Origin of the sequence: Agromyces terreus (genome assembly GCF_009749465.1) — a bacterium.
GTDB classification, from domain to species: Bacteria; Actinomycetota; Actinomycetes; order Actinomycetales; family Microbacteriaceae; genus Agromyces; species Agromyces terreus.
In genome coordinates, this window is sequence record NZ_WBIS01000014.1 from 19401 (window position 1) to 42022 (window position 22622).

At 72.9% G+C, this 22622-nt stretch carries 18 protein-coding genes; 12 read left to right on the forward strand and 6 right to left on the reverse strand.

The annotated features are described in order from the left end of the window. Nucleotides 1-12 precede the first annotated feature (12 nt). From GQQ92_RS15600 to GQQ92_RS15610, 3 genes are read left to right on the forward strand one after another with little or no spacing between them, the layout of a single operon-like run. Complete coding sequence (locus GQQ92_RS15600) at nt 13-1329, forward strand: molybdopterin molybdotransferase MoeA (RefSeq protein ID WP_157000225.1); 1317 nt, start codon at nt 13-15, stop codon at nt 1327-1329. Continuing rightward, nucleotides 1326-2051, forward strand: a complete 726-nt coding sequence (mobA, locus tag GQQ92_RS15605) for a molybdenum cofactor guanylyltransferase (RefSeq protein ID WP_232057747.1) — start codon at nt 1326-1328, stop codon at nt 2049-2051. The genes GQQ92_RS15600 and mobA overlap by 4 nt, the downstream gene beginning before the upstream one ends. Continuing rightward, nucleotides 2048-2323, forward strand: coding sequence for a DUF6457 domain-containing protein (locus tag GQQ92_RS15610; protein ID WP_197738296.1), 276 nt, complete (start codon nt 2048-2050; stop codon nt 2321-2323). Before mobA ends, GQQ92_RS15610 begins: the two co-directional genes overlap by 4 nt. A 125-nt stretch (nt 2324-2448) precedes the next feature. On the opposite strand, the gene GQQ92_RS15615 is transcribed toward GQQ92_RS15610, so the two are convergent. Further along, the gene (locus GQQ92_RS15615; protein ID WP_157000226.1) at nt 2449-3681 is read right to left on the reverse strand and encodes a nitrate/nitrite transporter; all 1233 of its coding nucleotides are present in this window, start codon (nt 3679-3681) and stop codon (nt 2449-2451) included. A gap of 225 nt (nt 3682-3906) precedes the next feature. Between GQQ92_RS15615 and GQQ92_RS15620 the strand changes: the two genes are divergently transcribed. From GQQ92_RS15620 to narI, 4 genes are read left to right on the forward strand one after another with little or no spacing between them, the layout of a single operon-like run. Continuing rightward, nucleotides 3907-7653: a nitrate reductase subunit alpha gene (locus GQQ92_RS15620; RefSeq protein ID WP_157000227.1), complete on the forward strand. Its 3747-nt coding sequence runs from the start codon at nt 3907-3909 to the stop codon at nt 7651-7653. Between the two features lie 34 nt (nt 7654-7687). Beyond that, nucleotides 7688-9337 (forward strand): nitrate reductase subunit beta, encoded by a 1650-nt coding sequence (narH, locus tag GQQ92_RS15625; protein ID WP_157000228.1) that lies wholly within the window; start codon nt 7688-7690, stop codon nt 9335-9337. Then, nucleotides 9334-10047, forward strand: a complete 714-nt coding sequence (gene narJ / locus GQQ92_RS15630) for a nitrate reductase molybdenum cofactor assembly chaperone (RefSeq protein ID WP_197738297.1) — start codon at nt 9334-9336, stop codon at nt 10045-10047. Before narH ends, narJ begins: the two co-directional genes overlap by 4 nt. Further along, entirely contained in the window at nt 10044-10805 is a 762-nt protein-coding gene (gene narI / locus GQQ92_RS15635) for a respiratory nitrate reductase subunit gamma (protein ID WP_157000229.1), read from the forward strand. The genes narJ and narI overlap by 4 nt, the downstream gene beginning before the upstream one ends. A gap of 224 nt (nt 10806-11029) precedes the next feature. Here the strand turns inward: narI and GQQ92_RS15640 are convergent, their stop codons facing one another. The 4 genes from GQQ92_RS15640 to GQQ92_RS15655 form a co-directional block, all read right to left on the reverse strand. Further along, nucleotides 11030-11461, reverse strand: a complete 432-nt coding sequence (locus GQQ92_RS15640; protein ID WP_157000230.1) for a molybdenum cofactor biosynthesis protein MoaE — start codon at nt 11459-11461, stop codon at nt 11030-11032. Next, nucleotides 11454-12539: a bifunctional molybdenum cofactor biosynthesis protein MoaC/MoaB gene (moaCB, locus tag GQQ92_RS15645; RefSeq protein WP_157000231.1), complete on the reverse strand. Its 1086-nt coding sequence runs from the start codon at nt 12537-12539 to the stop codon at nt 11454-11456. Before moaCB ends, GQQ92_RS15640 begins: the two co-directional genes overlap by 8 nt. 104 nt (nt 12540-12643) lie before the next feature. Then, nucleotides 12644-14638 carry a YhgE/Pip domain-containing protein gene (locus GQQ92_RS15650; protein WP_157000232.1) on the reverse strand — a complete coding sequence of 665 codons (1995 nt, stop codon included), beginning with the start codon at nt 14636-14638 and terminating at the stop codon, nt 12644-12646. Next, a complete protein-coding gene (locus GQQ92_RS15655) occupies nt 14635-17532 on the reverse strand; it encodes an MMPL family transporter (protein WP_157000233.1) in 2898 nt (965 codons plus the stop codon). The genes GQQ92_RS15650 and GQQ92_RS15655 overlap by 4 nt, the downstream gene beginning before the upstream one ends. 127 nt (nt 17533-17659) lie before the next feature. Between GQQ92_RS15655 and GQQ92_RS15660 the strand changes: the two genes are divergently transcribed. Beyond that, entirely contained in the window at nt 17660-18310 is a 651-nt protein-coding gene (locus GQQ92_RS15660; protein WP_157000234.1) for a TetR/AcrR family transcriptional regulator, read from the forward strand. A 9-nt stretch (nt 18311-18319) separates the two neighbouring features. Here GQQ92_RS15660 and GQQ92_RS15665 read toward each other — a convergent pair whose 3' ends face one another. Next, entirely contained in the window at nt 18320-19528 is a 1209-nt protein-coding gene (locus GQQ92_RS15665) for a molybdopterin molybdotransferase MoeA (RefSeq protein ID WP_157000235.1), read from the reverse strand. A 203-nt stretch (nt 19529-19731) separates the two neighbouring features. On the opposite strand from GQQ92_RS15665, the gene GQQ92_RS15670 reads away from it, so the two are divergent. Genes GQQ92_RS15670 through GQQ92_RS15685 form a run of 4 tightly spaced genes read left to right on the forward strand, consistent with a single transcriptional unit; the run spans nt 19732 to nt 22614 of the window. Further along, on the forward strand, nt 19732-20145 hold the full coding sequence (locus GQQ92_RS15670; protein WP_157000236.1) for a TOBE domain-containing protein: 414 nt from the start codon (nt 19732-19734) through the stop codon (nt 20143-20145). After that, nucleotides 20142-21056, forward strand: a complete 915-nt coding sequence (modA, locus tag GQQ92_RS15675; RefSeq protein ID WP_157000237.1) for a molybdate ABC transporter substrate-binding protein — start codon at nt 20142-20144, stop codon at nt 21054-21056. Before GQQ92_RS15670 ends, modA begins: the two co-directional genes overlap by 4 nt. Beyond that, complete coding sequence (locus GQQ92_RS15680) at nt 21056-21874, forward strand: ABC transporter permease (RefSeq protein ID WP_157000238.1); 819 nt, start codon at nt 21056-21058, stop codon at nt 21872-21874. Before modA ends, GQQ92_RS15680 begins: the two co-directional genes overlap by 1 nt. After that, nucleotides 21871-22614 (forward strand): ABC transporter ATP-binding protein, encoded by a 744-nt coding sequence (locus GQQ92_RS15685; RefSeq protein ID WP_157000239.1) that lies wholly within the window; start codon nt 21871-21873, stop codon nt 22612-22614. The genes GQQ92_RS15680 and GQQ92_RS15685 overlap by 4 nt, the downstream gene beginning before the upstream one ends. The last annotated feature ends 8 nt before the right edge of the window (nt 22615-22622 follow it).

The following is a 22622-nucleotide window of genomic DNA, read 5'->3' on the forward strand; positions in this document are numbered from 1 at the left end:
TACCGTAGAGCCATGCCGACGACCCGGGCCAGGTTCCACGAGTCCGCCACCCTGATCCCGGTGGCGCAGCACCTCGAGGCGGTGCTCGCGGCGGTCCGCGGTTCGGCGCGGCCGGCGGGCGTCGTCGAGCAGGTCCGGCTCGCGGATGCCGCGGGGCGCACGCTCGCGACCGACGTCGACGCCGTGCTCGCCTCGCCCCCGTTCGACAACGCGGCGATGGACGGCTTCGCCGTGCGGTGGGCGGATGTCGCGAGCGCATCGCCCGCGGAACCGGCGACGTTGACCGTGGTCGGCGACCACGCGGCGGGCTCGGCCGACCCCGCGTCTGCGCGGCCGCTCGGGGCGGGCGAGGCCGCGCGCATCATGACGGGCGCGCAGGTGCCGGCCGGGGCCGACACCGTCGTCCCGGTCGAGCGCACCGACCGCGGCGAGGACGCCGACGGTCCGGGCGGTGTGCATCGCGTGCGGGTCTTCAGCGCGCCCGACCGTGGGCGCCACATCCGGCGCGCGGGCGAGGACCTGCGGGTCGGCGACCCGCTCCTCGAGGCCGGCACCCTGCTCGGCCCGCGTCAGGTCGCGGGGGCCGCGACCGCCGGCCACGCGTCGCTCCCGGTCGTGCGGATGCCGCGGGTGAGCGTCGTCGCGACGGGCAGCGAGCTCACCGAGCCCGGCGAGACGCTCGCACCGGGAGGCATCCCCGACTCGAACTCACTGCTCCTCGCCGGACTCGTGCGCGAGGCCGGGTGCGCGGTCGTCGAGATCGTGCGCATGCCCGACGACGCCGACGTGCTGCGCGCCTGGATCTCCGAGCGCGAGCCCTGCGACGCGATCGTGTTCACGGGCGGCGTCAGCATCGGCGCCTACGACGTCGTGCGGCGTGTGCTCGGCGAGCTCGGCACCGTCGACTTCGTGCGGGTGGCGATGCAGCCGGGTTCGCCCCAGGCGTTCGGGTTCCTCGCCGACGGGTCGGCGGTGTTCGGTCTGCCCGGCAACCCCGTCGCCGCGGCGGCGGCCTTCGAGGTGTTCGTGCGTCCGGCCCTGCTCGCCATGCAGGGCCGCCGCGAGGTGCAGCGTCGGCGGGTGCGGGCCGGGCTCGTGACCGGGTGGGATTCCCCGCGCGGACGCCTGCAGCTGATGCCCGTGTCGTTCGTCGCGGCCCAAGACGCCGACGGCGCGGGCCCCGAGCCGCTCGTCAGACCGGCGACGAGGGGCGGCGCCGCATCGCATCTGTCGGGCGGGCTCGCCGGCGCCGACGGCTTCGCGATCGTGCCCGAGGCGGTCGAGCGGGTCGAGCCGGGCGGCCTCGTCGACGTGCTGGTGCTGCCGTGAGCGACGCCGTGCTCCCACCGGATGCCGCGCCGGAGACGGATGCCGCGCCGCGCCCGGATCGCGCCGCGCCGCGCCCGCTCGATGCCGTGCTCCTCGCCGGCGGGCGCGCGACCCGGCTCGACGGCGCGAGCAAGCCCGAGCTCGTGGTCGGCGACCGTTCGCTCCTCCAGCACGCGATCGATGCGGCGCGATCGGCGGGCGCGCGCCGCATCGTCGTGGTCGGCCCGGCCGGGCTCAGGGCTCCCGGATGCCTCGTGGTGCGCGAGGATCCGCCGTTCGGGGGGCCCGTGGCCGCGATCGCCGCGGGACTCGCCGCGCTCGACGCCGGCCCCGCGGCATCCGACGTGCTCGTGCTCGCGTGCGACCTGCCGTCCGCGCGGGCCGCGACCGCACGCCTCCTCGAGCGCCGCGGCGGGGCGCGCGACGCGGACGGCCTCTGCCTCGTCGACGCCGACCAGCGGGTGCAGTGGCTCGCCGCGGTCTACGCGCGCGCGGCCCTCGATCGGGCGTTCGCGGAGCTGCCCGGTCCGGCCGACGGGGCGGCGATGCGGCATCTCGCGGCCGCGCTCGACCTCGTCGAGGTCGCCGACGACGGCACCGCCGCAGACATCGACACCTGGCCCGATCTCGAACGGGCGCGCGGGCGCGCCGACCCCGCCGGACGCACCGACCTCACGCCTTCATCCACCGACCGACCGCACCCGCCGAGGAGCCAGTCATGAGCACCGATCACGCGAACCAGACCACACCCGCCGAGCTCGACGCGTGGGTCGCCGAGATCGCCGCCGGGCTCGGACTCGACCCCGCCGAGGTGCCGATCGGCGACATCCTCGACCTGACCCGCCGGGTCGCGCACGGCGTCGCCCGGCCCGCCGGCCCGGTGACGGCGTTCATGATCGGCCTCGCCGTCGGACGCGGCACGACCGCGGGCAGCCCGAGCGAACTCGCCGAGCGCATCGGCGCCCGCGCCGAGGGCGACCCGCCGGTCGGGTAACGAAGCGCCGGTCGAGGAGCGAAGCGTCTCGAGACCCCGCCCCCAGGTCTCGAGACGGCGCTGGCGCGCCTCCTCGACCGGCGGCCCGCTGACGCGCCTCCTCGACCGACGGGGAGGCCGAGCCGTCAGGAATCCGAGCCGGGCCGGGCGTCGCGCAGCATGCCGGCGACGACGAGGGCGACCGCCCCGACGATGACCAGCAGCCAGAGCCCGAGCGCGTACGAGTTCGTCTCGGCGTTGTAGGTCGCGCCCATCACGAGGGGCGGGAAGTATCCGCCGAGCCCGCCGGCGGCGGCCACGACGCCGGTCACCGCGCCGACCTTGTCCTTCGGCGTCGACGGCCCGATCCAGGCGAACACGGCGCCCATGCCGAGTCCCATGGCGGCCGCCATGGCGATGAAGGTGGCGCCGGTGAGGATGCCCTCGGGCGGTTGCTGCCCGACGATGTACGCGAGCGAAACGATGCCCGCGAGCGAGATGAGCGAGATGACCTTCGGACCGACGCGGTCCGAGAGGGCGCCGCCGATCGGCCGGGCGACCACGGCCGCGACGGCGAACATCGCGGTGCGGGTGCCGGCGCCCACGGCGTCGACGTCGTCGGGGTAGATCGTCGTGAGGTACTTCGGCAGGAACGTCGAGAACGCGACGAATCCGCCGAAGACGATGCCGTAGAGGAACGCCATCTCCCACGTGATGCGCAGCTTCAGCGCCCCCGTGACCTTGGGGATGAGGGGTTGCCGGCTCGGCTCCCATGCGGGCGAGTCGCGGAGGAAGAACCAGACGATCACCGCCATGAGCACGAGCGACCCGGCGACCACGAAGTGGGTGGGCAGGTAGCCGATCGATTCCGCGAGGCGCGGGGTGAAGAAGGCCGAGACCGCCGTGCCGATCATGCCCATGCCGAACACGCCGTTCGCGAATCCGCGTCGCTTCGGCTCGTACCAGGCGCTCGAGAACGGGATGCCGACCGCGAAGATCGTGCCGGCGACGCCGAGGTAGAAGCCGGAGACGACCAGCAGGGGGAAGCTCTTGATCTCTCCGGCGAGCGCGACGAGCAGCACGGCGGGTGCGGAGATCAGCAGCACGGCGGCGAACATCTTGCGGCCGCCGAACCGGTCGGTGAGGGCTCCGACGACGATTCGGCCGAGCGCGCCGACGAGCACGGGCGTCGCCAGCATCAGGGAGATCTGGCCCTCATCGAGGCCGAGCTCGTCGGCGTAGGTCTTCTGCATCGGGGCGATCAGCATCCACGCCCAGAACCCGAAGGTCGAGGCGACGGTCGCGAGCAGCACCTGCCCGAGCTGCCCCTTCAACTGCGCGCCGTCCGTGCCGTTCGTCTTCGTCGACGATTCGCTCATGCTGCCCCTCCAGCCATGCGGAACATTCGAGACGTCCTCGCCGCCGACAGTACCGGTCGGCGGCCGTCGGCGCACGCATCCGGTCGCCGATTCCCGTGCTCACCGTCGCACGAACCGCCGACGGATCCTTCCCATCGAGACGCTCAACCAGCACAATGGCCGTAGGCGTGGGGGCGCGAACGGACTCGTCACCACTTCACCCGAACCTCTCGAGGGAAGGCTGAGATGACCGACACCGTGCATCGCCCGGAGCTCGCGACCGACGGCCCTCTCGCCTCGACGCTGCTCTCGATGGGCCGGTTCCTCCGGCCCGGCACCTTCTCGGCCGACCAGCGCACCGTCACGATCGAGGGCGGCCGCAAGGGCGACGTGTTCTACCGCGATCGGTGGTCGCACGACAAGGTGGTTCGCTCCACGCACGGCGTGAACTGCACGGGCTCCTGCTCGTGGAAGGTCTACGTCAAGGACGGCATCATCACGTGGGAGACGCAGCAGACCGACTATCCGAGCGTCGGCCCCGACTCCCCCGAGTACGAGCCCCGCGGATGCCCCAGGGGCGCCGCCTTCAGTTGGTACACCTACTCGCCGACCCGGGTCCGCTACCCGTACATCCGCGACGTGCTGGCCGCGGCGTACCGCGAGGCGAAGGCCCGCACGGGCGACCCCGTGCTCGCCTGGGCCGAGATCACGGGCGACCCCGAGACATCCGCCGCCTACAAACGCTCGCGCGGCAAGGGCGGGCTCGTGCGCACCACGTGGGACGAGGCGGCCGAGATCGTCGCAGCCGCGCACGTGCACACGATCAAGACGTACGGCCCCGACCGCATCGCCGGGTTCTCGCCGATCCCGGCGATGTCGATGGTCTCGCACGGCGCGGGGGCACGGTTCATGAACCTCATCGGCGGCACGATGCTCTCGTTCTACGACTGGTACGCCGACCTCCCGGTCGCGAGCCCGCAGGTGTTCGGCGACCAGACCGACGTGCCCGAGTCGGCCGACTGGTGGAACTCGACCTACCTGATGATGTGGGGCTCGAACGTGCCGGTCACGCGCACGCCCGACGCGCACTTCATGACCGAGGCGCGCTACCGCGGACAGAAGGTCGTGACCGTCTCGCCCGACTACGCCGACAACACGAAGTTCGCCGACGAGTGGGTCGCGCCGCACCCCGGCACCGACGCCGCGCTCGCGATGGCCATGGGCCACGTGATCCTGAAGGAGTTCCTCGTCGACCGGCGCACCGAGCGCTTCGCCGACTACCTCAAGCGCTTCGCCGACGCACCGTACCTCGTCACGCTCGAGCCGCACGACGGCGGGCTCGTGCCGGGCAAGTTCCTGACGGCCGCCGAACTCGGAGGGGCGGATGCCTCGGCCGAGCACGCGGCGTTCAAGACCGTGCTCCTCGACGCCGACGGCACCCCGGTCGTGCCCAACGGGTCGATCGGGCATCGGTACGCGGCATCCGACGAGGGCTCGTGGAACCTCGACCTCGGAGCGGTGGACCCGGCGCTCTCGATCGCCGACCTGCCCACGTGGGGCGGGGCCGCGGCCGAGATCTCGCTGCCCCGCTTCGACCTCGCTCCCGAACCCGGCGACGAGCACCAGGGTGGCGCGGGCGGCATCCGTCGCGGCGTTCCGGTGACCACCGTCGCAGGCCGCACGGTGACGACCGTGTTCGACCTGCTGCTCGCGCAGTACGGGGTGGGCCGCGACGGCCTGCCTGGGGTCTGGCCGACCGGCTACGACGACGCGTCCTCGCCCGGCACGCCCGCCTGGCAGGAGGAGATCACCTCGGTGCCCGCCGTGCAGGCCGCGCGCATCGGCCGCGAGTTCGCCGACAACGCCGAGCGCAGCGGCGGACGCTCGATGATCCTCATGGGGGCGGGCACCAACCACTGGTTCCACTCCGACACGATCTATCGCACGTTCCTCGCCCTCACCACGATGACGGGGTGCCAGGGCATCAACGGCGGCGGCTGGGCGCACTACGTCGGCCAGGAGAAGGTGCGCCCGGTCACGGGCTACAACCAGTACGGGGGCGCGGCCGACTGGGTGCGGCCGCCGCGCGCGATGATCGGCACGGCGTTCTGGTACCTGGCCACCGACCAGTGGCGCTACGACGGCATGCCCGCCGACGCGCTCGCCTCGCCGCTCGGCACCGGGCTGTTCACGGGCCGCACGACCGCCGACTGCCTCGTCGAGTCCGCCAAGCGCGGGTGGATGCCGAGCTACCCCACCTTCGACCGCAACCCGCTCGACCTCGTCGACGAGGCGGATGCCGCGGGCAAGGAGCCCGCCCAGCACGTCATCGACGGCCTGACCGACGGGTCGCTGAAGTTCGCCTGCGAGGACCCCGACGCCCCCGAGAACTTCCCGCGCATCGTCACCGTGTGGCGCGCGAACATCCTCGGCTCCTCGGGCAAGGGCAACGAGTACTTCCTGAAGCACCTGCTCGGCACGGATTCCGCGGTGCGGGCCGACGAGTCCGAACCCGCGCGCCGACCGGAGTCGATGACGTGGCGCGACGAGGCGCCGAGGGGCAAGCTCGACCTGCTCGTCACGGCGGACTTCCGGATGACGAGCACGACGCTGTTCTCCGACATCGTGCTGCCGGCCGCCACCTGGTACGAGAAGCACGACCTCTCGTCGACCGACATGCACCCGTTCGTGCACTCGTTCAGCCCGGCGATCGATCCGCCGTGGCAGACGAAGACCGACTTCGACCTGTTCCACACCGTCGCGAAGAAGTTCAGCGAACTGGCCGAGACGCACCTCGGCGTGCGGCGCGACCTCGTCGCCGCCCCGCTCCAGCACGACACCCCCGATGCGCTGGCCACCCCGCACGGCACCGTCGTCGACGGCGCGCCGCTGGTGCCCGGCGTCACCATGCCGAAGCTCATCGTCGTCGAGCGCGACTACCCGGCGACCGCGGCGAGACTCGCCGCGCTCGGGCCGCTCACCGCGAAGGCGGGCATGGTCACGAAGGGCATCTCGTACGACCCCGCGCCCGAACTGGCCGACCTCGCGCGGCGCAACGGCACCTGGTCCGAGGGCCCGGCGGCCGGCATGACGAAGCTCGACACCGACGTCAAGGTCTGCGAGATGATCCTCGCGCTGTCGGGCACCACGAACGGGCGCCTCGCGGTGCAGGGCTTCCGCAAGCTCGAGCAGAAGACGGGGCAGCGCATCGCGCAGCTCGCCGAAGACCACGAGGGGTCGCGCATCACGTTCGCCGACGTGCAGGCGAGGCCCGTCTCGGTCATCACGAGCCCCGAGTGGTCGGGCTCCGAGCACGGCGGGCGCCGCTACACCGCGTTCTCGATCAACGTCGAGCACCTGAAGCCGTGGCACACCCTCACCGGGCGCATGCACTTCTTCCTCGACCACGACTGGATGACGGAGCTCGGCGAGCAGCTTCCCGTCTACCGGCCGCCGCTCGACCTGCACCGGCTCTTCGCCGACCCCGTGCCCGGCTCGACGGCGGCGAGCGGCGACCCCGCGGCATCCGGTCATGCAGAGGTCGCCGTGCGGTACCTGACCCCGCACTCGAAGTGGTCGATCCACTCCGAGTACCAGGACAACCTCTTCATGCTCTCGCTCTCGCGCGGCGGTCCCACCATCTGGATGAGCCCGCAGGACGCGGCGAAGGTCGGGGTGCGTGACAACGAGTGGATCGAGTCGTACAACCGCAACGGCGTCGTCGTGGCCCGCGCGATCGTCTCGCACCGCATGCCGGAGGGCACGGTGTACATGTACCACGCGAAGGATCGCACGGTCGACGTGCCCCGCACCGAGACGAGCGGCCAGCGCGGCGGCATCCACAACTCCCTCACCCGCATCCTGCTGAAACCGAGCCATCTGATCGGCGGCTACGCGCAGTTGGCGTTCGCCTTCAACTACCTCGGGCCGACGGGCAACCAGCGCGACGAGGTCACGGTCATCCGCCGACGGAGCCAGGAGGTCGAGTACTGATGCGCGAGCACGATCTGGGGGGAGGCGCCGGCTCATGAAGGTCATGGCGCAGATGTCGATGGTCATGAACCTCGACAAGTGCATCGGATGCCACACCTGCAGCGTCACCTGCAAGCAGGCGTGGACCAACCGCACCGGTGTCGAGTACGTCTGGTTCAACAACGTCGAGACGCGGCCCGGCATCGGGTACCCGCGCGGCTACGAGGACCAGGAGAAGTGGAAGGGCGGCTGGGAGCGCACGAAGCGCGGACGGCTGAAGCTCAAGGGCGGGGGCCGGTTCTCGAAGATCGCGCACATCTTCTCGAACCCGAAGCTGCCCGAGATCCAGGACTACTACGAGCCGTGGACCTACGAGTACGACATGCTCCTGAACGCCCCGGCGAGCGCGGACACGCCCGTCGCGAAGCCGAAGAGCCTGCTCACGGGTGAGGACATGTCGATCTCGTGGTCGGCGAACTGGGACGACAACCTCGGCGGGTCGCAGGAGACCGCGGCCGACGACCCGATCCTGCAGCACATGAGCGAGCACGTGGCCATGGAGTTCGAGCAGACGTTCATGTTCTACCTACCGCGCATCTGCGAGCACTGCCTGAACCCGTCGTGCGTGGCCTCGTGCCCGTCGGGCGCGATGTACAAGCGCGTCGAGGACGGCATCGTGCTCGTCGACCAGGACTCCTGCCGAGGCTGGCGCATGTGCGTGTCGGGGTGCCCGTACAAGAAGGTCTACTTCAACCACAAGACCGGCAAGGCCGAGAAGTGCACGCTCTGCTACCCGCGCCTCGAGGTCGGGCTGCCGACGGTGTGCTCCGAGACGTGCGTGGGGCGGCTGCGCTACCTCGGGCTCGTGCTGTACGACGCCGACCGCGTCGCCGCTGCGGCATCCGTCGAGAACGAGCACGACCTGCTCGAGGCGCAGCGCGACGTGTTCCTCGACCCGCACGACCCCGAGGTGCTCGCCGCGGCGCGGGCCGAGGGCATCCCCGAGGACTGGATCGACGCCGCGCAGCGAAGCCCGATCTGGAAGCTGATCCAGCAGTACCGGGTGGCGCTGCCGCTGCATCCCGAATACCGCACGATGCCGATGGTCTGGTACATCCCGCCGCTCTCGCCGGTCGTCGACGTGGTCGCCGACTCGGGCGCCGACGGTGAGGACGTGCGCAACCTGTTCGCGGCGATCGACAAGCTGCGCATCCCGATGGACTACCTGGCGGGACTGTTCACGGCGGGCGACGTCGACCCGGTTGCGCGGGCGCTCAAGCGGCTCGCGGCCATGCGCTCGTACATGCGCGACGTCAACCTGTCCGACGAGCGCAACGAGCACATCGCGACGGCGGTCGAGATGACGGGCGCCGAGATCGAGGAGATGTACCGGCTGCTCGCGATCGCGAAGTACGAAGATCGCTACGTGATCCCGACGGCCCATGTCGAGCAGGCGGCCGAGCTCGAGGAGATCGCCTGCTCGCTCGACTACGACGGCGGCCCCGGCATGGGCGGCGCCGGCCCGTTCGGCTCGTCGAGCGGCCAGCCGGTGCCGGTGGCGGTCGAGAACTTCCACGTGCTGAAGAACCGCCAGACCGCCGACCGGCCGTCGACGCCCGGCCGCGTGAACCTGTTGAACTGGGACGGCAACGGCACGCCGCCCGACGGCCTGTTCCCGCCGAAGAGCTCAGGCGGCTCCGAATGAGCAGCGTGCTGGCTCCGCAGATCCGGGTGCGCAACGCGCCCGAACCGGCGAGGGCGGTGCGGATGTCGCGTGCCGACCGCGCGCGCACGCAGATGATCGTGTCGCTCCTGCTCGACTACCCCGACGCGACCCTCGACGCGAAGCTGCCGGTGCTGCGCGCGGAGGCGGCGACGCTGGCGGGCCCGGTGCGCGACGCGCTGACGGCGTTCATCGACGAGGCCGCGGCGACCGAGCCGGCCGAACGCGAGCGGCGCTACGTCGCGACCTTCGACCTCAAGCGCAAGTGCTGCATGTACCTGACGTACTACGCGGCCGGCGACACCCGCAAGCGCGGCGGCGCGCTCGTGGCGTTCATCGAGGCGTACCGCGAGGCCGGGTGGGAGTTCGACGCCGAGGAGCTGCCCGACTTCCTCCCGGCGGTGCTCGAGTTCGCCGCGCGCAGCGGGTCCCCGGTCGCCGACCGGCTGCTGTCGGCGCACCGCGAAGGCATCGAGGTGCTGCGGGCCGCGCTCGTCGCGGTGGGCAGCCCATACGGCGCGCTCATCGAGGTCGTGGGCATGTCGCTCGCGCCGATCGACGACGCGACGCGCGAACGCGTGCTCCGGCTCATCAACGAGGGTCCGCCGGCCGAGACGGTCGGCCTCGGCGGGCCCGTGGACCTGCCGCCGTTCATCCCGGTCGGCCGACCGAGCGAGGAGGTCCGCGGATGACGCCGCTCGACGTGCTGCTGTGGGTCGCGTTCCCCTACGCGGCGTTCGCCGTGTTCGTGGTCGGGCACATCTGGCGCTACCGCTACGACAAGTTCGGATGGACGACGAGGTCGAGCCAGACCTACGAGAACCGTCTGCTGCGGTGGGGGTCGCCCATGTTCCACCTGGGCATCCTGTTCGTGATCGCCGGCCACGTGGTGGGGCTGCTCATCCCCGCCGAGTGGCTCGAGGCCATCGGCATCGACGAGCACGCGTACCACATCGGGGCGACGGTGCTCGGCACGGCGGCGGCGCTGCTGACCATCGCCGGGCTCGTCATCCTGATCTATCGTCGTCGCAGCATCGGGCCGGTCTTCCTGGCGACGACGCGCATGGACAAGACGATGTACGTGTTCCTCGGGGCCACGATCCTGTTCGGCACGCTCGCGACCGTGATGTACCAGGTGCTCGGCCCGGGGTACGAGTACCGCGGCACGGTGTCGCCGTGGATCCGCAGCCTCATCCTGCTGAACCCGCAGCCCGAGCTCATGATGAACGTGCCGCTCGCGTTCCAGCTGCACGTGCTCTGCGCGACCGCGCTGTTCGCCCTGTGGCCGTTCACGCGCCTCGTGCACGTGTTCTCGGCTCCGGTCGGCTACTTCTTCCGCCCATACATCGTCTACCGCTCGCGTGATGCGGGCCGCACGAACCGCCCGACGCGGCGCGGGTGGGAGCCGGTCGCGACCCCGCAGGACGCGAAGAAGGCCGCGAAACGCTGATCCCCGCCGCCCGCCGCTGGTCGAGGAGCGAAGCGCCGGTCGAGGAGCGAAGCGCCGGTCGAGGAGCGAAGCGTCTCGAGACCGCGCCCGCCCGCCGGTCGAGGAGCGAAGCGTCTCGAGACCCCGCCCGCCCGCCGGTCGAGGAGCGAAGCGTCTCGAGACCCCCGCCACCTGGTCTCGAGACGGCCCTGGCGCGCCTCCTCGACCGACGACCCCGTCGAGTCCTAGAGGTTCACCCACTCCGTCGTGCCGCCGTCGAGGTGCTGGCGCTTCCAGATCGGCGTGTGCTCCTTGATGCGGTCGACGACGAGGCCGCAGGCCGCGAACGCCTGGGCCCGGTGCGGCGCCGCGACCGAGGCGACCAGCGCGATGTCTCCGATGCCGAGCGCGCCGATGCGGTGTGCGGCCGCGATGCGCAGGCCGGTCTCGCGGGCGACCGCGACGAGCGTCTCGCGCAGGAACTGCTCGGCCTCGGGGTGGGCTTCGTAGTCGAGGGCCGTCACCGACTCGCCGTGGTCGTGGTCGCGGATCACGCCCTCGAACGTGACGAGCGCGCCGTTCTCGGGCGAGCGCACGAACGCCTCGATCGCGACGCGGTCGAGCACCTCGGTCGTGACGCTCGCGAAGACCTCCGGCTCGGACTGGTGCTCAGACAACGTCGTCTCCTTCGGGTCGGGCGGATGCCCCGTGGCCTGCCGCCGCGGCGCTGCGCGGCGCGTGGTCGCCGCCCGCGAGCTGGTCGACGAGGTGCGCCAGCACGCCGTCGAGCACGGCGAGGCCGTCGGCGACGCCGCCGCGCGACCCCGGGAGGTTCACGACGACGGTGCGTCCGGCGACGCCTGCGAGGGCCCGGCTGAGCGCGGCGGCGGGGGTCGCGGCGCGTCCGGCGGCGCGCATCGCCTCGGCCACGCCGGGCAGTTCGCGGTCGAGCACGGAGAGCGTGGCCTCGGGTGTGCGGTCGCCCGGGTTGACGCCGGTGCCGCCGGTGGTGATGAGCACGGCGGGCGATCCGGCGACGGCGCCGCGCACGGCGTCGGCGATGTCGGCGTCGGCGACGACGATCGGGGCGGATGCGTCGTAGCCGCGTTCGCGCAGCCAGTCGACGATGACGGGCCCGGTGGTGTCCTCGGCCTCGCCCGCTGCGGCGCGGGTCGAGGAGACGAGCACGATCGCCGGTCGGCCGCTCGCGGCATCCGGCGCTTCCGAGGGGGCGGATGCCGCAGCGTCGGGCACGCGGCCCTCGAGGTCGGTCGCCTGCTCCGCGGCATCCGCTCGCCAGATGCCGCGCTTGCCGCCGCGCTTCTCGACGAGCCGGATGCCGCCCGTCTGCGCGGCCGGGTCGACGGCCTTGACCATGTCGTGCAGGGTGAGGGCGGCGACGGCGACGGCGGTGAGCGCCTCCATCTCGATGCCGGTGCGGGCGGTGGTCGACACGGTCGCCCGAATGGTGACGGATGCCGGCTCGAAGCCGAAGTCGATCGACACGGCGTCGAGCGGCACGATGTGGGCGAGGGGGATGAGGTCGCTCGTGCGCTTCGCCGCCTGGATGCCGGCGATGCGCGCCGTCGGCAGCACGTCGGCCTTCTTCAGCCCGTCGCTGCGGACGAGCTCGAGCACCTCGGCGGTCGTGTCGAGCCGGCCTTCGGCGATCGCGACCCGACGGGTGACCGGCTTAGCGCCGACGTCGACCATGCGCGCACGACCGTCGTCGTCGAGATGCGTGAGCGGGTTCATACCCTCACGGTACCGCGGCCGCCCCGCGGGAGCGCCCTCGGCCGCCCCGCGGGAGCGCCCTCGGCTGCCCCGCGGGAGCACACTCACCTCCCGCGGGAGCGCCCTCAGGCGCCCGCGGGAGCGCTCCGCAGCAGCGCCCGCACCGAGGTGGTGCGGCGCCTCGCGACCGCGATCGTCGTCGCGGCGAACGCGAGCACCGCCCACACGGCGAGCCCGACGACCGCGGCGCCGACGCCGTCGGCCGCGGTGAGCGCGGCCACCATGCCGTTGTAGGCGGGCGAGGTGGGCATGAGCCCGGCGACCTCGCTGAGCACGCCGGGCACGGTCGAGACGACGCCGGTCGCGACCGCGAGCACCCCGATGAGCGCGGAGATCCAGCGGCCGGCCCCGCCGAGCACGGCGACGAGGGCCTGGTTGACGGCGGCGAACGCGATGCCCGCTCCGACGCAGAGCCCCGCGAACGTGAACCACTGGCCGACGTCGTACGAGGCGGCCAGCTGCACGACCACGGCGACGAGCACGCCCTGCAGCGCGCCGAGCGCGGCGGCGGGGGCGAAGCCGCGCAATGCGAGCAGCGCCGACGGGGCACGCGAGGTGAGCGCCCGCCGCGACACCGCCTGCAGCGCGACGAAGGTCCCGAGGCCGCCGAACCAGAGCGCGAGGGTCGCGAGCAGCGGAACGGCGGATGCCCCGAACAGCGAGTCCCCCGACCCTTCCGCTGCGACCGGGTCGGCGACGACCGAGGCGAGGCTCTGCGCCTCGGCGTCGGTGTACGAGGGCACCGACTGCGATGCGGTGCGCAGCCCGGTCGCGAGGTCGTCGGTGCCGTCGGCGAGCGACTGCACGCCCGTGGCGAGCGTGGCCGAGCCCGACGAGAGCTGGTCGGCGCCGTCGCTCAGCTGCGATGCGCCGCTGCCGAGCGCGCGTGCGCCGTCGGCCGACTGGGCGGTGCCGTCGGCGAGCTGCGAGAGCCCGGCGGCGAGTTCGTCGGTCTTGCCGGCCGCGGTCAGCAGTCCGGCGCTCGACTGCGACGTGAGCTGCGCGATGCCGTCGGCGGTGGGGGTCGCGTACCCGCTCGCGGTGCCGGCGCTCGTGGCGGCGGTCACGGCGTCGCCGGCGGCGGTGCCCGCGGCGGCGGTCGCGCCGCCGAGGCTCGCGCAGAACTCGGCCGAGGCGCCAGAGGTCGCGCACTGCGCCTGCAGTCCGCCGAGGGTCTGGGCGAGGCCGCCGACGGATGCCGCGAGGTCGGCGGTCTCGGTCGCGGCCGAGTCCGCGTACGTCGAGGTCGCCTGCGCCGCGGCGACGAGGTCCTGGTTGTCGACGCCGGCCGCGGCGTCGCGCAGCCCGTCGGCGAGCTGCCCCGCTCCCGAGGCCGAGGCCGAGGTGCCGTCTGCGATGGTGTCGAGCCCGCTGCCGAGGGAGTCTGCTCCGGTGGCGAGCTCGGTCGCGCCCGAGGCGAGCTGCGAGGCGCCGCCCGGCAGTTCGGCCGCGCCGTCGGCGGCCTGTTGGGCGCCGTCGGCGAGCTGCGCGGCCCCGTCGGCCGCCGTGCCGAGCTGCGTGCCGAGGTCGGTGAAGCCGAGGAACACGTTCTCGAGATAGGTCGACGAGAGCTGCTCGCCGAGCACGCTCGTCGCGGTCTGGGTGACCTGCGCGGTGATGGCGTCGTCGACGACGAGGCTGTCGGGCGGGGTCGTCACCTCGATGGTCGCGCGTTCCGGGGTGCCGCCGGGCGCGGTCGAGGTCGCGGCGGCCGAGAAGTTCTCGGGGATCGTGACGACGGCGGCGTACGTGCCGTCGGCGAGTCCGGATGCCGCGTCGTCGGCGTTCGAGATCGTCCACGTGAGGTTCGACGTGTCGTCGCCGGCGCCCTCGACGAGTCCGGCGGTGAGCTGCCGGCCGAGGGGCACGAGCTGGTCGTCGATCGTGACCGGCTCGTCGTCGTTCACGATCGCGGCGTTCAGCGCGTCGAGCCGATCGGTGGGGTTGTAGAGCGCGGCGACGAGGATGCCGCCGATGACGACGGGCAGCATCAGCACGCCGATGATGGTGAGCCAGGTGACGGGGCGCTTGGAGCGCGCGCGTTCGATGGGGAGGGTCATGCGTTCACCTCGGTGGTGGAGAGCGCTCGCGCGGGTTCGGCGGGCGGGGTGAGTTCGAGCACGGGCACGTCGGTGCGGCCGGCCGCGGCGAGCAGCGCGCGGGCCGTCTCGGCATCGGTCGCCGAGATCACGACGGTGACGGATGCCTCGATCGAGGCGTCCCAGAGCGCGGCGGCGACCCGGTCGCGGGCGGTCTCGTCGACGAGTTGGTCGGCGCCGTCGATGACGACGATGCCGCCTCGGCCGCGGGCGGCCCGACGCACCTCGGCGACCGGGTCGGCGGCGTCGCCGAGGAGGGCGACGCCGACCCGCGAGCGCACCCAGGCCGAACGCCCGGGCAGGAGGTGTCCGCCGACGCGCAGCCGGCCCCCGGTCGGGTCGATGCGGCCGGCGAGCGCGAGCAGCAGGGCCCGGCTCGCGATCTGGTCGGAGCCGGTCACGATGAGGGACTGCCCGGGTTCGACGCGCAGGCTCACGCCCTCGAACACGGTGACGTCGCGTTCGACGAGCGAGACGCCGGCGCCGACGACCGCGGCCGTGGTGTCGGGTTCGGGCCAGTCGGCGAGCGCGAGCTCGCGTTCGACCGCCTCGCCCTCGATGTCGAAGTGCGGGAGCACGCGTTCGAGCCACGCGGGAAGCCACCAGGCCTTGTCGCCGAGCAGCGCCATGACGGCGGGCACGAGCGTCATGCGCACGACGAACGCGTCGATCGCGATGCCGACGGCGAGCCCGAGCGCGATGGGCTTGAGCGAGGAGTCGCCCTCGGGCACGAACGCGGCGAAGACGGCGAACATGATGACGGCGGCGGCGGTCACGACGCGGGCCGAGGCGGTGAAGCCCGAGCGCACGGCGCCCACGGCGATCTCGCGAGGCGTGCGGCTCGCGTGGCCGTCGAGCGCCTTGCGGGCGTGCACGTAGTCCTCGCGCATGCGGCTGACGAGGAACACCTGGTAGTCCATGGCGAGGCCGAACAGCACGCCCATCGCGACGATCGGCATGAAGCTGATGATCGGCCCGACCTTCGTGACGTGGAGCACGTCGGCGAACCAGCCCCACTCGAAGACGGCCGCGACGACGCCGAACGCGGCGAGCACCGAGAGCAGGTATCCGACGGCGGCCGTGATCGGGACCCAGATCGAGCGGAAGACGATCGCGAGCAGGATGAGCGAGAGCCCCACGACGAAGAGGCCGAACGGGAGCAGCGCGGCTCCGAGCCGGTCGGAGATGTCGATCGCGACGGCCGTGAAGCCCGTGACCTTCAGGTCGACCCCGTACTCGTCGAGGAAGTGGTCGTGCATGCCGCGGAGCTCCCGCACGAGGTCGGCCGTGGCCGGGTCGTCGGGCGCGGTCGTCGGGATGATCTGCACGATGCCCGTGTCGGCCGTCTCGTTCGGCACCGCGAGGGCCACGGTCTCGACGCCGGGCACGGTGGCGATCTCGTCGCCGAGGTCCTCCATGAGGCCGAGCGGATCGGTGGAGGTGACGATCGTGCCGGTCATCACGAGCGGGCCGTTGAATCCGGGGCCGAAGTGCTCGGCGACGAGGTCGTACGACTGGCGCGCCTCGGTGTCCTTCGGCAGCATTCCGGCGTTCGGCAGCGCGAGCGCGAGGCTCGCGGCGGGCACGGCCATGATGCCGAGGGTGAGGACGACCGCGATCGTGGTCACGACGGGGTGCTTCGTGACGAGGCCGACCCAGCGGGCGGCGAAGCCGCGGCGGGCCGGCTCGGTCGAGGCGGGGGCGTCGGATGCGTCGGCGTCGGCGGATGCCGCAGCACGGCCGGTCGGGGCATCCGTCGCGTCGGCGGCATCCGCCCGGCGAGAGGCATCCGCGGTGCGCACGGCTCGTCGGCGGCGGGGCGCGCGGCGCTTCCACCCGACGACGCGGCCCTTGGCGAAGCCGAGGAAGGCGGGCGTGAGGGTGATCGCGACGAGCACGGCGATGGCGACGGCGACCGCGGCCGCGATGCCCATGACGGTGAGGAACGGGATGTTCGCGAAGCCGAGCCCGATGAGCGCGATGAGCACCGTGATGCCCGCGAACACGACGGCGGACCCGGCGGTGCCGGTCGCCCTGGCGGCCGACTCCTCGGGGTCCTCGCCAGCTCTGACCTGGTCTTGGTGTCGGGCCATGATGAACAGCGCGTAGTCGATGCCGACGGCGAGGCCGAGCATGAGCGCGAGGAGCGGCGTGGTCGACGAGATCGTCGCGAACGCCGTCGAGAGCATGATGAGCGAGAGCGCGAGGCCGACGCCGATGACGGCGGAGGCGAGCGGGAGGAACGCGACGGCGATCGAGCGGAACGTGACGATGAGCACGAACAGCGCGATGAGCAGGCCCACGGCCTCGGTGAGGGTGACGCCCGGCACCGAGACGGCGAACAGGTCGCCGCCGAGCGCGACCTCGGAGCCCGAGGGCAGTGCGGACTCGAGGTCTGCGGTGATCTCGCCGAGGTCGTCCTTCGTCGACGCGGGCACGTCGGTGGCCTCGCCGTCGAACTGGAGCCGCACGAGGGCGGCGCTCTCGTCGTCGGCGATGAGCCCGGTGACCATCTCGTCGTAGGGGTCGGTGACCGCGAGCACGCCGTCGAGGCCCTCGATCTCGGTGATGGCCTGTTCGATCTCGGTGGTGAACGGCTCCTCGTCGATGCGCTGCCCGTCGGGCGCGACGACGATGAACTGCGCGCTCGTGCCGCTCGCCTGCGGGAACGAGCGGTTCAGCTGCTCGAGGCCGGCCTGCGCCTCGGTGCCGGGGATCGAGAACGAGTTGCTCGTGCCCTTGCCGAACATCGCGAAGGCGCCGCCGGCGATCACGAGCAGCAGCAGCCACGAGACGAGCACGCGCCACGGGTGCCGGAACGACCAGCGGCCGAGCGAATAGAGCAGAGTGGACACAGCGCCTCCGAGCCGAGGTTCAGAACGATTCGATACAGCGCTGTATCCGATACATAGTTGTATCGTAAAACGTGCGGAAGGCGCGAACCTGTGGCCTTCGTGTGAAACCGGGGGTTGAATGAGAGCCATGGTCGATTCCGAGGCGCCGTCGACGACGCGCAGTCGGGAGCGCACACGACGCAAGCTCCTCGACGCCGCGGCCCAGGTCTTCGCCGAGGTCGGGCTCGACGCGGCATCCGTCGAGGCGGTCTGCGACCGCGCCGGATTCACGCGGGGCGCCTTCTACTCCAACTTCGAATCGAAGGACGAGCTCTTCCTCGAGCTCTCGGGCATCGTGGCGAACGAGCGGGTCGAGGCGGTGCGCTCGCGCGTCGGCGAGCTCGAGTCGGTGGGCGGCTTCGACACGCAACCGGCCAACGCCTTCGCGATCATCGAGCAGGTACTCGACGTCTCGGCCGACGACCGCCTCTCCGTGCTGCTCATGAGCGAGATCCGCATCCGCGCCCTGCGCAACCCCGATCTCGCGGCCGCCTACCTCCAGCAGGAGGCCGAGATGCAGCGCGGCGTCGCGCAGATCGTGACCGACATCGGGCGCGCGAAGGGCATCGAGTTCCGCGTGAGCTCCGACGAGGCGGCGCGCATCATGCTCCTCGTCTGGGAGGGCGCGGCCGTGCGCGCCGCGATGTCGGGGGTCGAAGCCGACGAGCTGCGACGCCGCACGAGCACCGAGCTCGCGCTGGTCGCCCAGCTCACGATCCACGACCCCCAGCGGCCGTAGCGGCCGCGCTCAGAGCGCGATCGTCTCCACGGCGTCGCCGGCGGCGAGCTCGGTCACGTCCTCGGGCACGACGATGAGCCGGTCGGATGCTGCGAGCGCCGCGACGAGGTGCGATCCGGGTCCGCCCACGACGACGGCACGGCCCTCGTCGTCGCGTCGTCCGCGCAGGTACTGGCGTCGGCCCGCGATCGAGACGAGCGGCTCCGCGAGGACGAGGCGCTCGACGGATGCCGCGGGGCGACGCGCGATCGCCCGGAGCGCGGGGGCGACGAAGAGCTCGAACGAGAGCTGCGCGCTCACGGGGTTGCCCGGGAACCCGATCACGGGCATGCCCCGGTACGCGGCCGCCGCCTGCGGGCCGCCCGGCTGCATCGCGACGCTGCCGACCCAGGCCCCGAGGGGTTCGAGGAGTTCGCGCACGACCTCGTAGGCGCCCTGCGAGACGCCGCCGCTCGTCACGACGAGCTCGACCCCGGCGTCGCGAGCGGCGTCGAGTTCGGCACGCAGCCCGTCGACGTCGTCGCGCACCCTCGCCTCGTGCACGACGAGCGCGCCCGTCGCACGCACCGCCGCGGCGAGCGCGGTGCCGTTGGCGTCGGGGATCTCGCCCGGCCCGAGCGCGTCGCCGGGGGAGACGAGCTCGCTGCCGGTGCTGATGACCGCGACGCGCACGCGTTCGCGCACGAGCAACCCGGTGAGGCCGGATGCCGCCGCCGCCGCGAGATGCCGCGAGCCGAGCACGATGCCCGGCGGCAGCACGTCGTCGCCGGCCGCGAGGTCGGAGCCCGCGTCGCGCACGTACTCGCCCGCAGCCCGGCCCCGGAGGATGCGGACGGTCGCCGCCCTCTCGGTCTCGCCACCGTCCTCCGTGTCCTCGACGGGCACGACCGCATCGGCGCCCTCGGGCACCTGGGCGCCCGTCATGATGCGCACCGCGGTGCCCGGCTCGAGCGGCGCCGGCAGGCCGGGTGCGGCCGCCACCTCGCCGGTGATCCGCAAGGAGACCGGCGCCGTCGCGACATCCGCCGCCCTGACGGCGAAGCCGTCCATCTGCGAATTGCGGAACGGCGGCAGCGCGATGGGGGACTCGACGGGCGACGCCGTGATGCGGCCGAGCGCGTCGGCGAGGGCGACCCGCTCGGTGGGTCTCGCCCCGAGGCCCGAGAGCAGGGAGCGCACGAAGGCGGCGTGCTCCTCGACGCTCACGCGCGCGCTCATCGGCGCACCCCCGTGATGCGGTGTGCGTACGGTGCGGCAGCCGTGCTGATCATGCTCCGATTGTCGCAGGGCGAGCCCGCATCGGGGCCATGCACGGCGACCCGAACCCTCGGCATCGGCATCGCACTCGTGTCACGATACGGAAACTGAATCTCGCTGCATGGGTAGGGTAGCCTTGGAGTTCCGCGAATACGGGAGGAAACGTGACACAGTTCCGCATCAGCGAAGCCGCAGCGCTACTCGGAGTCAGCGACGACACCGTGCGGCGGTGGGCCGACCAGGGCCGCATCACCACCGGCCACGGCGCGAACGGCATGCAGGTCGTCGACGGCGTCGACCTCGTCGCCGTCATGGCCGAGCACGGCGGCGGCGCACTCGCCGAGGCGTTCCCGCTGGCCCGCACCTCCGCCCGCAACCGCTTCATCGGGCTCGTCACCGCCGTGCAGCGCGACGGCGTGATGGCGCAGGTCGAACTGCAGGCCGGCCCGTTCCGCGTCGTCTCGCTCATGAGCCGAGAGGCGGCCGACGAGCTCGGGCTCGAACCGGGCATGCTCGCCGCCGCCACCGCGAAGGCGACGGTCGTGTCCATCGAGCGGCCGATCGGGTCCCACGAATGATCCGCGGCTTCGGCGCGTCCCTCCGCCCTCGCGACATCCGTGCGGCCAGGTCCGCCCGCGCGGCCAGATCCGCCCGCGCATCCCGGGCCTCCCGCGACTCGGCCCTGCTCGGCGCGGCGGCCTGCCTGGCCGTCGCCCTCACCGGCTGCGCGGCCCCCACCGCGGCCGACGGCGATGCCGGGGGCCCCGCGGCATCCGGCGACACCTCGGCGAACCTCGCGTCTGCCGAGATCACGGTGCTCGCCGCCGCCTCGCTCACCGAGGCGTTCGACGAGCTCGTGACCCGGTTCGAGGCCGCGAACCCCGCTGTCGAGGTCACCCTCGGCTACGGCGGCAGCGGCGCGCTCGCGACCCAGGTCGTCGAGGGCGCCCCCGCCGACGTCTTCGCCTCGGCCGCCGAGCCGCCCATGCAGCAGGTGGTCGATGCGGGCGACGCCCTCGACCCCGTGGTCTTCGCCACGAACACCCTCGAACTCGTGGTCCCCGCGGGCAACGCGGCCGGGGTCTCCGGCCTCGACGACCTCGCGAACCCCGACCTGCGCATCGCGCTCTGCGACGAGTCCGTGCCCTGCGGCGCGGCGTCGGCGAAGCTCCTCGCGAACGAGGGCGTCGTCGCGGCGCCCGACACGCTCGAGTCCGACGTGAAGGCGGTGCTCACGAAGGTCTCGCTCGGCGAGGTCGACACGGCGCTCGTCTACCGCACCGACGTCGAGGCCGCTGAAGGCGACGTCGAGGGCATCGAGATCGCCGCGGCCGCGAAGGTGGTCAACCGGTACCCGATCGCCGCGATCACGACGCCCGGCACGAACGACGGTGCGGCCGAGGCACGGGCCGCCGCCGCGTTCGTCGCGTTCGTCACCGGCGACGAGGGCCGCGAGACGCTCGATGCGTTCGGATTCGGCGCGCCCTGATGACCCGTGCGGCCGTGCGAAGCGCCGGGCGTCTCGCCTGGCCCGTGGTCGCGATCGCCGTCGTCGCGATCGCGGTGCTCGTGCTGCCGCTCGTCGCGCTCGTGGCGCGCGCGCCCTGGGCCGAGCTGCCCGAACTGCTCGCGAGCAGCGCGGTGCTCGAGGCGCTGGTGCTCTCGTTCGGCACCGCGATCCTCGCGACGCTGCTCTGCCTCGTGCTCGGCATCCCGCTCGCGGCCCTCGTCGCGCATGCCGAGGCGTGGCCGACCCTTCCCCGCCGCCTGCTCCGAGCGGCGGTCACCGTGCCCCTCGTGCTGCCGCCCGTCGTCGGCGGCATCGCCCTGCTCATGCTCCTCGGCCGTCGCGGGCTCATCGGCGAATGGCTCGATCGCGCGTTCGGCATCACCGTCCCGTTCACGACGGGCGCGGTCGTCCTCGCCCAGGTCTTCGTGGCACTGCCGTTCCTGGTGTTCGCGGTCGAGGGCGCCCTGCGCTCCTCCGACCGCCGCACCGAGGCGGCCGCCGCGACCCTCGGCGCCTCCCGTTGGCAGGTGTTCCGCCACGTGACGCTGCCGATCGTGGCGCCCGGCGTCGCCGCGGGCGGGGTGCTGTGCTTCACGCGCGCCCTCGGTGAGTTCGGCGCGACCATCACGTTCGCCGGATCCCTGCCCGGCACCACGCGCACCCTCCCGATCGCGAGCTACCTCGCGATGCAGACGGACCCCGACGAGGCCGTCGCGCTCGCGCTCCTCCTGCTCGCGGTCTCGATCGCGGTGCTCCTCACCCTGCGCGACCGCTGGCTCCCCGGAGCGACCGCATGACGGGCCGCGATCAGGCGGCGGATGCCGCGGGCCGCCCGGGCCTCGTCGTCGACGTCTCGCTCAGCTACGGCGCCACGCGCATCGCCGCGGCCTTCGACGTGCGGCCGGGGCATCCGCTCGCGATCATCGGGCCCAACGGCGCCGGCAAGTCGAGCATCATCGCGGCCGTCGCCGGCCTCGTGCCCCTCGACGCCGGCGAGGTCTCGATCGGGTCGCGCCGCGTCGACGCGCTGCCGCCCGAGCGACGACGGGTCGGCGTCGTCTTCCAGGACTACGTGCTGTTCCCGCATCTCAGCGTGCGCGACAACGTCGCGTTCGCGGCGCGGATGCGGGGCTCCCGCGCCGCAGCGCGCGCGGCCGCGGAGCCATGGCTCGAACGCTACGACCTCGTCGGGCTGGCCGACCGCCTGCCGAGCGAGCTCTCGGGCGGGCAACGTCAGCGCGCCGCGCTCGCTCGGGCGCTCGCGGCGGACCCCGACGTGCTCCTGCTCGACGAGCCGATGTCGGCGCTCGACGTCGAGGTGCGCGACGAGATGCGGGCGGAACTCGCGACCCACGTGCGCGAGTTCGGCGGCGCGACGGTGCTCGTCACGCACTCGCCCGCCGACGCCGCGACGCTCGCCGACTCGGTGCTCGTGCTCGAGGGCGGCGCGGTCACGCAGCGCGGCACGCTCGCCGAGCTCAGGGCGGCACCGGCGACGCCGTACGTGCGGCGCATGCTCGCGGCATCCGATGCCTGACACCGCGG

What these genes read in the sequence shown, in the direction of transcription:
- GQQ92_RS15600 (WP_157000225.1), top strand. Translation starts at nt 13, where the DNA reads ATGCCGACGACCCGGGCCAGGTTCCACGAGTCCGCCACCCTGATCCCG.
- GQQ92_RS15610 (WP_197738296.1), top strand. Translation starts at nt 2,048, where the DNA reads ATGAGCACCGATCACGCGAACCAGACCACACCCGCCGAGCTCGACGCG.
- GQQ92_RS15615 (WP_157000226.1), bottom strand. Translation starts at nt 3,681, where the DNA reads ATGAGCGAATCGTCGACGAAGACGAACGGCACGGACGGCGCGCAGTTG.
- GQQ92_RS15620 (WP_157000227.1), top strand. Translation starts at nt 3,907, where the DNA reads ATGACCGACACCGTGCATCGCCCGGAGCTCGCGACCGACGGCCCTCTC.
- narH (WP_157000228.1), top strand. Translation starts at nt 7,688, where the DNA reads ATGAAGGTCATGGCGCAGATGTCGATGGTCATGAACCTCGACAAGTGC.
- narJ (WP_197738297.1), top strand. Translation starts at nt 9,334, where the DNA reads ATGAGCAGCGTGCTGGCTCCGCAGATCCGGGTGCGCAACGCGCCCGAA.
- narI (WP_157000229.1), top strand. Translation starts at nt 10,044, where the DNA reads ATGACGCCGCTCGACGTGCTGCTGTGGGTCGCGTTCCCCTACGCGGCG.
- moaCB (WP_157000231.1), bottom strand. Translation starts at nt 12,539, where the DNA reads ATGAACCCGCTCACGCATCTCGACGACGACGGTCGTGCGCGCATGGTC.
- GQQ92_RS15650 (WP_157000232.1), bottom strand. Translation starts at nt 14,638, where the DNA reads ATGACCCTCCCCATCGAACGCGCGCGCTCCAAGCGCCCCGTCACCTGG.
- GQQ92_RS15660 (WP_157000234.1), top strand. Translation starts at nt 17,660, where the DNA reads ATGGTCGATTCCGAGGCGCCGTCGACGACGCGCAGTCGGGAGCGCACA.
- GQQ92_RS15665 (WP_157000235.1), bottom strand. Translation starts at nt 19,528, where the DNA reads ATGAGCGCGCGCGTGAGCGTCGAGGAGCACGCCGCCTTCGTGCGCTCC.
- modA (WP_157000237.1), top strand. Translation starts at nt 20,142, where the DNA reads ATGATCCGCGGCTTCGGCGCGTCCCTCCGCCCTCGCGACATCCGTGCG.
- GQQ92_RS15680 (WP_157000238.1), top strand. Translation starts at nt 21,056, where the DNA reads ATGACCCGTGCGGCCGTGCGAAGCGCCGGGCGTCTCGCCTGGCCCGTG.
- GQQ92_RS15685 (WP_157000239.1), top strand. Translation starts at nt 21,871, where the DNA reads ATGACGGGCCGCGATCAGGCGGCGGATGCCGCGGGCCGCCCGGGCCTC.